Annotated in this window: 15 protein-coding genes; 7 read left to right on the top strand and 8 right to left on the bottom strand. The window is 43.6% G+C overall.

Features of this window, described 5'->3' with window-relative positions:
- Positions 1-21: 21 nt before the first annotated feature.
- The 4 genes from B5D54_RS13310 to B5D54_RS13295 are packed head-to-tail and all read left to right on the top strand — an operon-like array spanning position 22 to position 3,362.
- The gene (locus B5D54_RS13310) at positions 22-732 is read left to right on the top strand and encodes an energy-coupling factor ABC transporter ATP-binding protein (protein WP_078927037.1); all 711 of its coding nucleotides are present in this window, start codon (positions 22-24) and stop codon (positions 730-732) included.
- Positions 710-1,297 carry a molybdenum cofactor guanylyltransferase MobA gene (gene mobA, locus B5D54_RS13305; RefSeq protein ID WP_078927036.1) on the top strand — a complete coding sequence of 196 codons (588 nt, stop codon included), beginning with the start codon at positions 710-712 and terminating at the stop codon, positions 1,295-1,297. Before B5D54_RS13310 ends, mobA begins: the two co-directional genes overlap by 23 nt.
- Positions 1,294-3,063: a bifunctional molybdopterin-guanine dinucleotide biosynthesis adaptor protein MobB/molybdopterin molybdotransferase MoeA gene (locus tag B5D54_RS13300; RefSeq protein WP_078927035.1), complete on the top strand. Its 1,770-nt coding sequence runs from the start codon at positions 1,294-1,296 to the stop codon at positions 3,061-3,063. The genes mobA and B5D54_RS13300 overlap by 4 nt, the downstream gene beginning before the upstream one ends.
- A gap of 29 nt (positions 3,064-3,092) precedes the next feature.
- The gene (locus B5D54_RS13295) at positions 3,093-3,362 is read left to right on the top strand and encodes a DUF2960 family protein (RefSeq protein WP_078927034.1); all 270 of its coding nucleotides are present in this window, start codon (positions 3,093-3,095) and stop codon (positions 3,360-3,362) included.
- A gap of 70 nt (positions 3,363-3,432) precedes the next feature.
- On the opposite strand, the gene nagK is transcribed toward B5D54_RS13295, so the two are convergent.
- The gene (gene nagK / locus B5D54_RS13290; protein WP_078927033.1) at positions 3,433-4,344 is read right to left on the bottom strand and encodes an N-acetylglucosamine kinase; all 912 of its coding nucleotides are present in this window, start codon (positions 4,342-4,344) and stop codon (positions 3,433-3,435) included.
- 175 nt (positions 4,345-4,519) lie between these two features.
- On the bottom strand, positions 4,520-5,251 hold the full coding sequence (locus tag B5D54_RS13285; protein WP_078927086.1) for a tRNA-uridine aminocarboxypropyltransferase: 732 nt from the start codon (positions 5,249-5,251) through the stop codon (positions 4,520-4,522).
- Between the two features lie 149 nt (positions 5,252-5,400).
- Here B5D54_RS13285 and B5D54_RS13280 point away from each other — a divergent pair, with 149 nt between their 5' ends.
- Positions 5,401-5,919, top strand: coding sequence for a C40 family peptidase (locus B5D54_RS13280; protein ID WP_078927032.1), 519 nt, complete (start codon positions 5,401-5,403; stop codon positions 5,917-5,919).
- An 11-nt stretch (positions 5,920-5,930) separates the two neighbouring features.
- On the opposite strand, the gene B5D54_RS13275 is transcribed toward B5D54_RS13280, so the two are convergent.
- Positions 5,931-6,272, bottom strand: a complete 342-nt coding sequence (locus B5D54_RS13275) for a DUF3802 family protein (protein WP_078927031.1) — start codon at positions 6,270-6,272, stop codon at positions 5,931-5,933.
- 385 nt (positions 6,273-6,657) lie between these two features.
- Between B5D54_RS13275 and B5D54_RS13270 the strand changes: the two genes are divergently transcribed.
- Complete coding sequence (locus B5D54_RS13270) at positions 6,658-7,524, top strand: fructosamine kinase family protein (protein ID WP_078927030.1); 867 nt, start codon at positions 6,658-6,660, stop codon at positions 7,522-7,524.
- A 66-nt stretch (positions 7,525-7,590) separates the two neighbouring features.
- Here B5D54_RS13270 and B5D54_RS13265 read toward each other — a convergent pair whose 3' ends face one another.
- Positions 7,591-7,908 (bottom strand): heavy metal-binding domain-containing protein, encoded by a 318-nt coding sequence (locus tag B5D54_RS13265; protein WP_078927029.1) that lies wholly within the window; start codon positions 7,906-7,908, stop codon positions 7,591-7,593.
- Between the two features lie 133 nt (positions 7,909-8,041).
- On the opposite strand from B5D54_RS13265, the gene B5D54_RS13260 reads away from it, so the two are divergent.
- On the top strand, positions 8,042-8,245 hold the full coding sequence (locus tag B5D54_RS13260) for a CPXCG motif-containing cysteine-rich protein (protein ID WP_078927028.1): 204 nt from the start codon (positions 8,042-8,044) through the stop codon (positions 8,243-8,245).
- Positions 8,246-8,367: 122 nt separating this feature from the next.
- Here B5D54_RS13260 and phnE (B5D54_RS13255) read toward each other — a convergent pair whose 3' ends face one another.
- From phnE (B5D54_RS13255) to phnD, 4 genes are read right to left on the bottom strand one after another with little or no spacing between them, the layout of a single operon-like run.
- Positions 8,368-9,177 carry a phosphonate ABC transporter, permease protein PhnE gene (gene phnE, locus B5D54_RS13255; RefSeq protein ID WP_078927027.1) on the bottom strand — a complete coding sequence of 270 codons (810 nt, stop codon included), beginning with the start codon at positions 9,175-9,177 and terminating at the stop codon, positions 8,368-8,370.
- Positions 9,174-9,980 carry a phosphonate ABC transporter, permease protein PhnE gene (phnE, locus tag B5D54_RS13250; protein ID WP_078927026.1) on the bottom strand — a complete coding sequence of 269 codons (807 nt, stop codon included), beginning with the start codon at positions 9,978-9,980 and terminating at the stop codon, positions 9,174-9,176. Before phnE (B5D54_RS13250) ends, phnE (B5D54_RS13255) begins: the two co-directional genes overlap by 4 nt.
- Entirely contained in the window at positions 9,977-10,795 is an 819-nt protein-coding gene (gene phnC, locus B5D54_RS13245) for a phosphonate ABC transporter ATP-binding protein (RefSeq protein WP_078927025.1), read from the bottom strand. The genes phnE (B5D54_RS13250) and phnC overlap by 4 nt, the downstream gene beginning before the upstream one ends.
- Positions 10,796-10,855: 60 nt before the next feature.
- Positions 10,856-11,803: a phosphate/phosphite/phosphonate ABC transporter substrate-binding protein gene (gene phnD / locus B5D54_RS13240; protein WP_078927024.1), complete on the bottom strand. Its 948-nt coding sequence runs from the start codon at positions 11,801-11,803 to the stop codon at positions 10,856-10,858.
- Positions 11,804-12,041 lie beyond the last annotated feature (238 nt).

The following is a 12,041-nucleotide window of genomic DNA, read 5'->3' as shown; positions in this document are numbered from 1 at the left end:
AAACGATAGAAAGGATATTCCATGTCGATAAAACTTACTGCCAGTCAGCTATCTATGCGTTTTAATGAACGAGGCTTATTTCATATCTCGTCGTTAGAGCTTGGCCCTAATGATGCGGTCTACCTTAAGGGCGATAATGGCGTTGGAAAAACCACACTACTCAAAATTCTTGCGGGTTTGTTAACACCAACCACTGGCGTTGTCTCCCATCATCAAGTGTGGTGGCAACGTATATTGCGCAGTCGAGCCCATAAACATGTTGTCTATCTACACCAAACCCCTTATTTATTTGATGATACCGTTTATCGTAATGTTGCTTATGGCATTCGTTTCTCTCCTTTGCCAGCGAAAGAAAAACGCAGCAAGGTCATCAATGCATTGCGTATGGTTGGCTTAGAAAGCTTGGCAAATGAACATATCTCGGTCTTATCGGGTGGAGAAAAACAGCGCGTTGCCATGGCGAGAGCTTGGATCTTAAGCCCTTCGATTTTATTAATGGATGAGCCGAGCGCTTCATTAGATCAGGAATCTATCGATAGATTGGTTATAATGGCGAAAGATTTATTGAACCGTGGATCCAGTTTAGTGATCACCAGTCACCAAACCAATGCACTAACCGATTTATGTCATAAACAGTGGTGGATCAAAGACCACCAGTTAGTTGAATCGCCGTTACTGCATGTCATCCCCGAACCATCAGAGACCATTTATGTTACTTCCATCTCAAACTAGTTGGGTTATTTTAGCAGGCGGACAAGCAAGCCGCATGGGGGGGAATGATAAAGGGTTGATCATGCTTAATGAAAAACCACTGATTGAACATGTTCTTGAGCGGCTTTCCCCTCAAGCCGAACATGTGTTGATCAACGCCAACCGCAACCACGCCTTTTATGCTCAATACGCCCCTGTGATTAGCGATCTCTTTGAGCGCTACCCAGGCCCACTTGGTGGTATTCATGCCGGTTTAACCTATGCGCAAACCGACTGGGTCGGTTTTATACCCTGTGACAGCCCCTTACTGAGTGATAATTTTGTCACACGTTTTTGCAATGCGGTTAGTACAGAGAGTGAAATATTAGTGGCTCATGATGGTCATCATCTACAACCCGTTTTTACCCTTTTTCATCGTCGAGTCTTACCTAAATTAGAAGCGTTTTTAATGCGTGGCGATCGTAAAATTATTTTGCTCTACGATGAGTGCCATACAGAGTATGTCGATTTTAGTGATAGCCCATCCTGTTTTTTCAATTTGAACACCCCCCAAGAACTCGCCCAATTTGGAGCATTACACTCATGAATACTCAGCGTCCAGCCCTTCCCTTGCTCGGTTTTGCCGCTTATTCAGGAACAGGTAAAACCACCTTACTTGAAGCCTTACTACCTAAGTTAACCCATGCTGGACTGCGTATTGGGGTACTAAAACATGCTCACCATGATTTTGATGTTGACATTCCCGGCAAAGACAGTTATCGCCTACGTAAGGCAGGAGCCTCACAAATGCTGGTTGCTTCTCGTAACCGATATGCTTTGATGACTGAAACTCCGGATTCAGAAACTGAATTCAATGAATTACTGCAATGCTTTGACAGCCAACAGCTAGATTTAATTTTAGTCGAAGGATGTAAAAATATTGCTTTCCCTAAAATTGAGTTACACCGAGCAGAAGTCGGGAAACCTTGGTTATACTTAAATGACCCCAATATTATTGCTATTGCAGCAGACGAGCCTGTCGAAACCGCCCTTCCCCAGATGTCTATCAATGATTTAGAGGCCATTGGGCAGTTTATTTTAGACTATGTAAAAAGCGATTCGGGTCAGCCTTCAACAACGGTCTGCTGCGATACGCTTTCTCCGGCTTTTCTTTCTGTCAGTCAAGGAATTGAGAGAATCCTAGCAGCCGTTAATCCTATTCACGAGCAAGAAAAGGTTGCCATCAAAGATGCTTATGGGCGCGTACTTGCTTGCCCTATTACCTCTCCGATTTCAGTTCCTGCCTATCGCAACTCAGCCATGGATGGGTACGCGATTCGTAGTGATGATCTTGGACGTTCACACTACACGCTCGTGGGAGAGATCTTAGCGGGACACCCCTATTCACAACCACTCGCATTAGGGGAAAGCGTAAAAATCATGACCGGCGCCCCAATGCCAGATAACGCAGATACTGTCGTCATGCGAGAGCAAGCCGTTGAAAGCCATTTGTCTGTTTCTTTTACAACGAAAACCATTACAGCGGGGCAAAATGTTCGCCAAGCGGGCGAAGATCTCGCCCAAGGTCAAATGGTCTTTCATTCTGGCCAACGGATACAGTCAGCAGAAATGGGCATGCTTGCTTCTCTGGGAATGAGCCATGTTCATATCATACGACCTCTCAAAGTGGCCATTTTTTCAACGGGTGATGAAGTACAACCCCCTGGCACCTCACCCTCCGATCATACTATTTACGATTCCAATCGCTTTTCATTAATCGGACTACTCTCCCAACTGGGTTGTGAGGTAGTTGATCTCGGTATTATCGAAGATAATGAAGATAAAATGATAACCACATTACAGCAAGCAACCCAACAAGCGGATGTGGTCATGACCTCTGGTGGGGTATCTGTGGGTGATGCAGATTTTATTAAATCAGCCCTCGAAAAGCTTGGTCAGGTCGATTTTTGGCGGATTAATATGCGCCCGGGCCGTCCGTTAGCCTTTGGCCGCATTGGTCATTGCCCCTTCTTTGGGTTGCCAGGAAACCCTGTGGCTGTCATGGTATCGTTTATCAACTTTGTTGAACCTGCCTTGCGAAAGATGCAAGGTGAGAGTGATTGGCAACCATTAAAAGTTCGAGCGATCGCTACTGAAGAGTTACGATCACGCCATGGAAGAACAGAATTTAGCCGTGGTATTTACTCCACGAATGCATCGGGACAACTTGTCGTGAAAACGACAGGAAAACAAGGTTCTGGAATCTTACGTTCCATGAGCCAAGCCAACTGTTTAATTGAGATTGAACCCGCCGTTGATAAGGTTAGTGTCGGTGAAAGCGTGACAATCATCCCACTTCAAGGCAGAATTTAGCCCATTAATAAGAGCAAATAGAGAACCCCATGGCTCGTACCATTATTTACAGCTACAAAGATGAACAGAAAACATTAACGTTTTCTTATGAAAAACACCGCAATATTCATGAAGCCGTTGCTGAAGCAGAAGGGATTGATCTTTCCGAGTATCTGAAGATGGAATTACAGCTAGAAGCCGTCTCAGATACGAAAGCGGTCCGTAATTATCGAGACAACTATTTTAAGAAATTAGGCTTTGGACTGATAACGTTGCAAGCAAAAGAAAATCATGGTGTCGGTAAAAAGCCAAAAGCTTAAATTAGGATCTAGCATTCGTTCACAAAAAAGGCTTACTGCTTAGTAAGCCTTTTACCTTTACAAATACCAATTACTTAATATTCAAGAAAGCCGCACCGCGAACGCCACCAGAATCACCATGTTTAGCTTTAATGATTGTTGGACATTTTGCGACAGACAATAGATGTTTGGGAATCCGCTTTGGCATTTCTTGATAGATCAGATCAAAATTAGACAAGCCACCACCTAATACCACAACATGCGGATCGTTCGCGGTAAATAAATTCGCAAAGCAGATGGCTAATAACTCCATAAAGCGCTCAACGTGCTCCATCGCTTTCGCTTCCCCTTGCTGATAAGCCGTAATAATATCGATCGCCGCTTTCTTTTCAGCAAAGTAGTGTTCATAAATCAGTTCAAAACCACGGCCAGACAAATAGTTATCAAGACAACCTTTGTTACCACAACCACAGCTTAATAAGGGCGCTTTTTCACTGCCAAGATGAAACCAAGCATCAATCGGCAGACGCATATGTCCCATTTCCCCCGCGACATGGTTACGGCCAGAGAAAATTTTTCCATCATAGACTAAACCGCCACCAAAACCTGTTCCAAGGATTAACCCCATGACAGAAGGCGCTTCTTTCAGATCTTCATCCCATGCTTCAGAGAGCGCAAAACAGTTCGCATCGTTTTCAATTTTCACGCTGCGCCCAACTTTTGCTTCAAGATCTGCACGTAAAGGCTTTCCTTTCGCCGCCGGAACGTTAACGGTTAAAACGGTACCGTCATCAGCATCTTCCATACCCGGTAAGCCAAGGCCAATTTTTCCTTCTACACCAAATTGAGCATCATACTTTGCTATCAAGCCAGCAATGGTATCCACTAGCAGGGCATAATCATCCGTGGGTGTCGGTACTCGTTCGGTGGCAACACGCTGTAAATTTTCATCAAAAGCGCCAAACTCAATTTTTGTGCCGCCGACATCAAAGCCATAATACATGCTCATCTCTCCTTAAAAATACCCAGCCTTGGGTTAAATCATCAAAAAATAAAAACGGCAATATTATCCATATTGCTCAGTAACCTGTCCGTGACCAACCCCGAGTTTATTCTTTTCTCGATAGGGTTTACATCTGAAAACCTCACCATACGTCGATATAGCGAGTCACGTCACTTTACACGGTTTGTTGATACGCTTGCCATCTCTTAAGTGCCGGTCTATCAAGCACGGGTTTAAGCCGAGATTTCCCCAATAAGTAGCTTTCTTTAAAGGCTTCAAACCAGATGCGCAATGCTTCTGCCCCTTTTTCCTCACCACATAATGACAGCACTAAACTTGCCACTTCTGCGGTGGCCAAATATTGTTCATTACTGGCTTTTCGCATCAAATAACTCGATAACTGCTCAGGCTCAATAGACAATATTGGAAGCGAAGCAAGGTAAGTAGAACGACGAAAAATGCGTTTGGCTTCACGCCAGCTGCCATCAATAAAAATCAATAACGGCTTTTTATTACCGTCACTAAACTTAGGCAGTGCGCTCAGTTGACGAGCTCTATCTTGCTCTGTTTGCGCAGGGAAAACCAGTACAGGGAAAAAAGCGGGATCGGAGATCAAAGCTAACATCTGAGGATCAGGCTCCGTACGATGCCATTGATACACATAAGTTTCTTTGACCGTATCCGCAATCAATCGCCCAGTATTGCTGGGTTTAAAGACTTCGTTTTCAGACACCAGCAGCATAACCGCAACGGCTGTCTCAATATCTGGCTGGTATTCACATAAACAGTGTTCACAAGGGACATGACAAAATGAACAACGCGCTATTTTTGAGCCGCGGGCTAAAAAAGGTTTGGTTGATCGTTGCAAGCGATCCTGATACAAACGGTGAAAAGCGTGAATTCTCATAACCATCACGGAAAATAAAAATAAGCGGCGATTCTACCGCTCTGCTCTTCCACTGGCTAGTTTTTTAAGAAAATGGCCCATCGACCAAAGCTTCAACGCCGATACAAGCAGAAATAAGGCTCCGCTGATTCAATCATTTAGGTAGGAAAATGAAGAGACATTATTATTTCAGTCTATTAACCCTGTTTATGACTATTGGGTGTACGACCCAGCCCAATTATTCCCCCAAACATCAAACTTGGCAGCAACCTTCACAATGGCCAGAAACATCGCTATTTTCCGTCTATCAACAGTGGCAAGGGGTTCCTTACCGTCTTGGCGGTACGAACAAAGCAGGAATTGATTGTTCTGCGTTTGTACAAATTGCATTTCAAGAAGCGTGGCAACACTCGTTACCAAGAACGACGCGCTTACAGAGCCAGCAAGGCCAAGTGATTCGTTATCAAGATGCTCAGTATGGTGATTTGGTTTTTTTCAAGACATCCCGTTCAACCCGCCATGTTGGGATCTACTTAGGTAATCAATATTTTATGCATGCATCCACCTCACAGGGTGTGATCATATCGAGGCTGGATAACCCTTATTGGGCATCTAAACTATGGCAATTCAGGCGGATAGAAAACCCGCCAGCGGTGGTGATGAATAATCCGACAGAAGTGAGGAGGTAAATTATCAAAACTCAGTCATATTTGCTCACGGCAGAGTCAAACAGATTTTTTACCAACGCAATATATTCATCTAGAAATAAGATCTGATCATTGGTCGCTGGTTTTGACCAAACGCCAGCCAGTACTTCACCTAAATCATCCACCACAAGATCCGCCTCTTTCAGTAACTGAAAGCGTACACTTGAATGCAGTTCAGGGTTTTGCTCGAATATGGCCATAATATTACTGGCAACCATATCAGTAATGACATCTTCAACACTCTCTTTGCCCGTGTAACCATCACGAGTAAAAATGTCCATGTTCATCGCTAAATGTTCAATTAGAGCTGAATAACCGTCGGTATCTACAACCACTTTTTTTCTCCGCTTTACCGCTTACTGCCAGAATCAACGTTCTCTTAAGTAATACTAAGCCATGAACGACCTTTTTCACAGATTTATGCGACAGAATCTTTGAAGACAAACTGTTTTCTCGACCAAACAAGAACAGTTACTCACAGTCAGATTCTTTTATGTCCCATTGACGCGGTTCTCTATAAGAAACATCATTATTGCATCTCAAACTCAGTGTACAAGGAAAAGTGTATTTAAGGCCCACTTAGAAAGTTGATAATTATCACATTTATATGTTTTAGGGCGACGGAATCAACAATTAGATGAAATTATGTGCATTAGCATCGGAAATCTTTTATTCGATCGCCTACACTAGATATACGTTAATAGGGATGGGAAGATCGCTATGTGGCAAGCTATTGCGCAACAACTTTCAGAGACCTTATCAATCCACTATCGTATCGTTGAAAAAGAGAGATTAGAAGGTGGCGAACTTCACGACTGCTATGTAATTTCCGATGACGCTGAACGCTACTTTGTGAAGGTTAACCAACGTGATTTTATCCATCACTATGAGCTGGAAGCTGATAACTTGAGGCTTTTGGCTGAAAGTCAGTCCATCACGGTTCCCATTCCTATACTCGTTGGGACAACCAAAAACCACGCTTTTATTATCCTCAACTACCTACCGACTAAACCTCTCGATGATCCCGAACAGAGTTATCTGTTTGGACAACAGTTAGCAAAGCTCCACCAGTGGGGTGAACAAAAAGAATATGGATTTGATGTAGAAAATCATTTAGGCACCGTAATACAACCTAACCCTTGGCATAAGAAATGGGGGCTCTTTTTTGCTGAGCAACGTATTGGCTGGCAACTGCAATTGCTCAAAGAAAAAGGGATAGCTCTGGTTGATATTGATGAATTTGTCGAGTTGATCAAACAAAAACTTGGCCCACATATGCCAAGGCCAGCATTACTGCATGGCGCCTTGTGGTCCAGTAATGTCGCTCAATCCGTGACAGGCCCTATCGGTTATGATCCCGCTTGTTATTGGGGGGACAGAGAGTGTGATCTCGCGGCCACAGAACTATTTGGTGGATTTAAACCCGAGTTTTATCAAGGTTATGAGAGTGTCTATCCTCTAGATACTCGCTATGAAGAACGAAAGCACATCTATAACCTTTACCTAATACTCAATTACTGCAACCATTTTGGTGGCCACTATTTAGCCCAAGCAGATGCAATGATCAAAAACATACTGGCTAATTAACCTCTTGTTTTTCGTTGAGTAAGAGTGAAGCGTGTATATACCCATAGGGCTTCACTCTTACTAAATTTATTTTTTTAGCTTTACAGCCGTACCAAAAGCAAGGACTTCTGATGAACCGTCAGTAATCGCACTGGTAGTTAACCGTACAGCAACAACGGCATCAGCACCTAGGAGCCTTGCTTCCGTCAATAATCGCTCAATAGCGACATTGCGGGCTTCAGTTAACATTTCGGTGTAACCTCTTAATTCCCCCCCGACTAAACCTTTTAAATTCGCCATAATATCTCGGCCAACGTGCTTAGATTGAACAACATTGCCCATCACAACCCCTAAAATATCGACAATTTCCTGTCCAGGGATAGTTTCTGTCGTCGTATATATCATTGATATGATCTCTTAATGATTTGAATATTTACCGAATTCTATGTTCTTCTTCAAAATTTGCACTTAATTTTCCACTTTAAGTAACTTACCTGCTTACTATTAGTTTATCTCCCACAGAAGTAAGGAAAGAGAGATGAAAAATTTTACGGAAAGAACGGCGCTGTGCCCTCATTGTGGACATTCTATTCGTATCACTTTAGATGCGAGTAATGGCAGCCAAGAATTTTATGATGACTGTCCCGCTTGCTGTCACGCGATACATTTAAATATGACGGTTAATGAGCTAAAAAACACCGTCGAGCTTAGTATCGATGCTGATGATGAACAAATATTTTAGTGTTGAAATGATACTTAGAGCAGAGAATAAGAGCTAATGCCGTTCACTTAAGGTGAGCGGCATTAGAGAAGAACTCTCCACTTTTTTATTGCCCTAACGTTGAATATTAAGAGCTAACCCCATTAAATCACTGCTTGACGGACCTTGGCAGATATCCATTCACTTACGACTACCGTTGCCAAGACGACTAAAATAATCAAGGTGACTTGAGGCCAAGCGAGGACATTTAAACTCGATTGTAATTGCATGCCGATGCCTCCAGCCCCAACTAAACCTAAGATGGCACTTTCGCGGATATTAATATCCCAACGAAAAACACTAATCCCAAAGAATGTCGGTAGAACTTGCGGCACAATCGCATAATTTAATACTTGAACTCGACTTGCTCCTGTAGACGTAATGGCCTCAACTTGAGTGAGGTCGGTTTCTTCAATCGCTTCATACAATAATTTACCGACAAAACCGATTGAGCGTAGTGCAATGGCCAAAATACCAGCCAGTAGACCAGGACCAAGAATCGAAACCAGTAGCAATGCCCAGATCAAAGAGTTAATTGAGCGGGAAGCGACGATGATAAACAACGCAATCGGCCTCACCAATACTCTAGAGGGCGTGGTATTACTGGCGGCCAAAAATGCCAGTGGTGTAGCTAAAATGACACCCAATAAGGTACCTAAGGTTGCCATATTGAGCGTGTCCCACAATGGTGACCACAAGCGCTCCATATAAGACCAACGGGGAGGAAAGGCTCTGTCTATTAAATCAGCAGCGGTTTGAGGAGCATCGTAGACAAACACCCACATGGTATGTTCTGTCATGATATTCCAGCAATAAATAAACAAAGCCAGCAGTAACATCCAACCCACCCAAAGTAATAATTGAGCCTTTGGCGTACGATATTGCCAAGTTAGACTTGAGTTGAGAGGATTCATTTCACGTATTTCCGTAGATAGCCAGAAGCATATTCACTGAGCATCACAATAGCAATAATCAGTAAGAGAATGGCTCCAGCGCTGTCATATTCGTAGCGCGAGAGAGAAGTATTTAGAGTGGCACCAATGCCACCGGCCCCAACAATTCCGATTACAGCACTCTCACGAAAGTTAATATCGAGTCGGTATAAACACAACCCAAGTAGACGTGGTAATACCTGAGGCTGAATAGCGTAATTCACTCGCTGCAGCCAAGAGGCTCCAGTGGCTTGGATTGCCTCGATCGGTGTCGGATCTATCCCTTCTATTTCTTCGGCCAGCAATTTACCGATAAAACCCATCGTGGCGAAAGTTAAGGTCAAAAAGCCAGCAAAAGCACCAAAGCCAAATAAAGCGACGAAAAAGATTGCGACGATAATTTCTTGTAAAGAGCGGCTAAGGGCAATAAAAGCGCGACAAATCATATAAACCCAAGTTGGGCTTAAGTTGCGAGCGGCGCCAAGCCCAACTGGAATCGCTAAAGCAATACCTACCACTGTGGAAGTTAAAGTCATGGTTAAACTTTCGACCATTCCAGCGGAAATATCTCGCCAGCGAGTGGAAAAATCAGGCTGTAAGAAGCCGGCGATAAAGCGCTGTGCCCGCTCTAAACCTTCATAAATACGTAGCCAGTTAATCTCTATACTGCCAATAGCGAGCCATAAATAGGCCAGACAAAAAAGACCCATTATCCATCGCCAAATGCTACTTTTAATGATCTGCGGTGGTTTACTCCATTGAGTTGAATAAGGTGCTTGATTCATGCATTCACCAATGAACGATGAGCTTGATAGGTTTGTTCGGTATCAAAGGATGATTCGGGTTGGCGCATGCTGGTCCAATCCTCTTCACCGTAAATTCGGGTCAATACACTTTCTGTCAGTTGTTGTGGAGAGCCATCAAACACGACTTCACCCGCTTTCAGACCAATAATGCGGTCAGTAAACTGCTGGGCGAGGACGACATCGTGAATATTAATAATCGCAGGTAAGCCACGTTCATTACACATTTCAACTAATAAACGCATCACTTGGCGACTGGTTTTAGGATCTAAGCTAGCGGTTGGCTCATCAATCAAGAGCAGTTCTGGATCTTGAGCTAAGGCACGAGCGATACCGACTCGTTGGCGCTGTCCACCTGATAGGGCGTCAGCTCTTTTATCGGCATGTTGTATTAAACCAACGCGATCTAAGAGTCGATAAGCGTTGCTAATGTCTTGCCCCGGATATTGCCGCCAAAAACTACGCCAAAACGAAACATAACCTAATCGCCCTGAAAGGACGTTTTCCATCACCGTTAAGCGATCCACGAGGGCATATTCTTGAAATATCATGCCAATTTTGCGTCGGGCTTGTCGTAACTGAGTTTGAGAAAGCTGATTGACCGTTAAATTATTTAGAGTAATTTCCCCATCGCTGGGTTCGACTAAACGGTTGATACAGCGAATTAAGGTTGATTTTCCTGCCCCAGAAGGGCCAATTAAGCCAACAACTTGTCCTTTGGGAACACTGAATGAAACATTATTGAGGGCCTTATCACCGGTTTGATAAGTTTTGGTTAATCCATTGATGGTCAACATGAATCCACGCCTTGATAATAAAAAACGCAAGATGAATCAGTATCATCTTGCGTTTCAGGGTTAACGACAGGTGTATTGAACACCCATGGCTCGATCGATTTCACGTACCACAGACCAGTGTTCTTTGAAGGTAATAGGAATAAACTGTGCTTCACCCGACTGAGAGAATTCTTTTTCCATCGCTGTACCTTTCCAATCAAAACTGAAAAAGGCTTGGCGGATTTTTTCTTGTAAATCAGGGTGTAGGTTGTAAACCACGCCATAACCTGTGGTAGGGAAGCTATCAGATTTAAAGATCGTGTTATAGCTGTCTACGTTAATCACGTTTCTTGCGATCATGCGCTTGGCAACAGAATTAGCAATAGCAGCGGCATCGTAGTCGCGGTTAACCACGCCTAAAATGGAGTTATCGTGAGCGCCCGAGAAGGCCGGGGTATAATCTTTACCTGCGGTTAATTGGTAACTCGCTTCAAGTAGCGCTTGTGGCGCTTTAAATCCCGAGTTAGAGGTTTCTGCAGTAAATGCTAAGGTGCGACCACGCAGATCTTCAATTTTTTCTATTCCAGAGCTTGGGTAGGTAATAATTTCCATTTCATAACCGTAGCTGCCGTCTTCTCTAGCCATCATCGCAAAAGGACGAAATCCTGCACACGCTACCGCTAATGGGTTTGAACCAGTATTAAATCCCGCAATATGTAAACGTCCTGAACGCATGGCTTCAATTTGCGCAGCGTTAGAATTGACCGGAAAAAATTGAACACGTTTACCTGTTATTTTCGCCATGTGGTCTAAAAACGGTTTCCAGACATCCGCGTAAACCGCAGGATCTTCGACTGGCGTATAAGCAAAAATCAGAGTTGATGGGTTTATCCATGCTGATGAGTTAGTGGGAATATCTGCGACCAGATCACCATCATTATCTTTATAACGGGAGTCGAGAGAGAATTGTGCGTGAGCAAGTGGTGTGGCGATTAACGCCAGTGCAACGCATTGAGCTAGCAGTTTCATTGATAAAACCTCAGGTTGTCATCCTTAAACAAGTCCGTACACGGTAGAAGGTGAAGGTGACTTTTATGTGAATACATCATTAAGGCTTAATGACAATCATTATTTTTGGTGATGAATAATGAGTGAAAAAATGGATCTACGCTTACTTTTGACGGGGGATGCTGAGATGCTCACAAAGGTCGTCCTTTCTTAGCGTCACAGTATCAGTGCGCATAAGCACTATTGATGCAGGAGGTCT

Origin of the sequence: Vibrio cincinnatiensis DSM 19608 (genome assembly GCF_900167345.1) — a bacterium.
Classification (GTDB): domain Bacteria; phylum Pseudomonadota; class Gammaproteobacteria; order Enterobacterales; family Vibrionaceae; genus Vibrio; species Vibrio cincinnatiensis.
This window is presented reverse-complemented; position numbering and strand designations above follow the sequence as displayed.

Coding starts and splice junctions, on each gene's coding strand:
- phnC (WP_078927025.1), bottom strand. CDS start 10,795: ATGTTGACCATCAATGGATTAACCAAAACTTATCAAACCGGTGATAAG.
- B5D54_RS13295 (WP_078927034.1), top strand. CDS start 3,093: ATGGCTCGTACCATTATTTACAGCTACAAAGATGAACAGAAAACATTA.
- B5D54_RS13280 (WP_078927032.1), top strand. CDS start 5,401: ATGAAGAGACATTATTATTTCAGTCTATTAACCCTGTTTATGACTATT.
- B5D54_RS13310 (WP_078927037.1), top strand. CDS start 22: ATGTCGATAAAACTTACTGCCAGTCAGCTATCTATGCGTTTTAATGAA.
- B5D54_RS13300 (WP_078927035.1), top strand. CDS start 1,294: ATGAATACTCAGCGTCCAGCCCTTCCCTTGCTCGGTTTTGCCGCTTAT.
- B5D54_RS13260 (WP_078927028.1), top strand. CDS start 8,042: ATGAAAAATTTTACGGAAAGAACGGCGCTGTGCCCTCATTGTGGACAT.
- phnE (WP_078927026.1), bottom strand. CDS start 9,980: ATGAATCAAGCACCTTATTCAACTCAATGGAGTAAACCACCGCAGATC.
- phnD (WP_078927024.1), bottom strand. CDS start 11,803: ATGAAACTGCTAGCTCAATGCGTTGCACTGGCGTTAATCGCCACACCA.
- phnE (WP_078927027.1), bottom strand. CDS start 9,177: ATGAATCCTCTCAACTCAAGTCTAACTTGGCAATATCGTACGCCAAAG.
- B5D54_RS13265 (WP_078927029.1), bottom strand. CDS start 7,908: ATGATATATACGACGACAGAAACTATCCCTGGACAGGAAATTGTCGAT.
- nagK (WP_078927033.1), bottom strand. CDS start 4,344: ATGTATTATGGCTTTGATGTCGGCGGCACAAAAATTGAGTTTGGCGCT.
- B5D54_RS13270 (WP_078927030.1), top strand. CDS start 6,658: ATGTGGCAAGCTATTGCGCAACAACTTTCAGAGACCTTATCAATCCAC.
- B5D54_RS13285 (WP_078927086.1), bottom strand. CDS start 5,251: ATGAGAATTCACGCTTTTCACCGTTTGTATCAGGATCGCTTGCAACGA.
- mobA (WP_078927036.1), top strand. CDS start 710: ATGTTACTTCCATCTCAAACTAGTTGGGTTATTTTAGCAGGCGGACAA.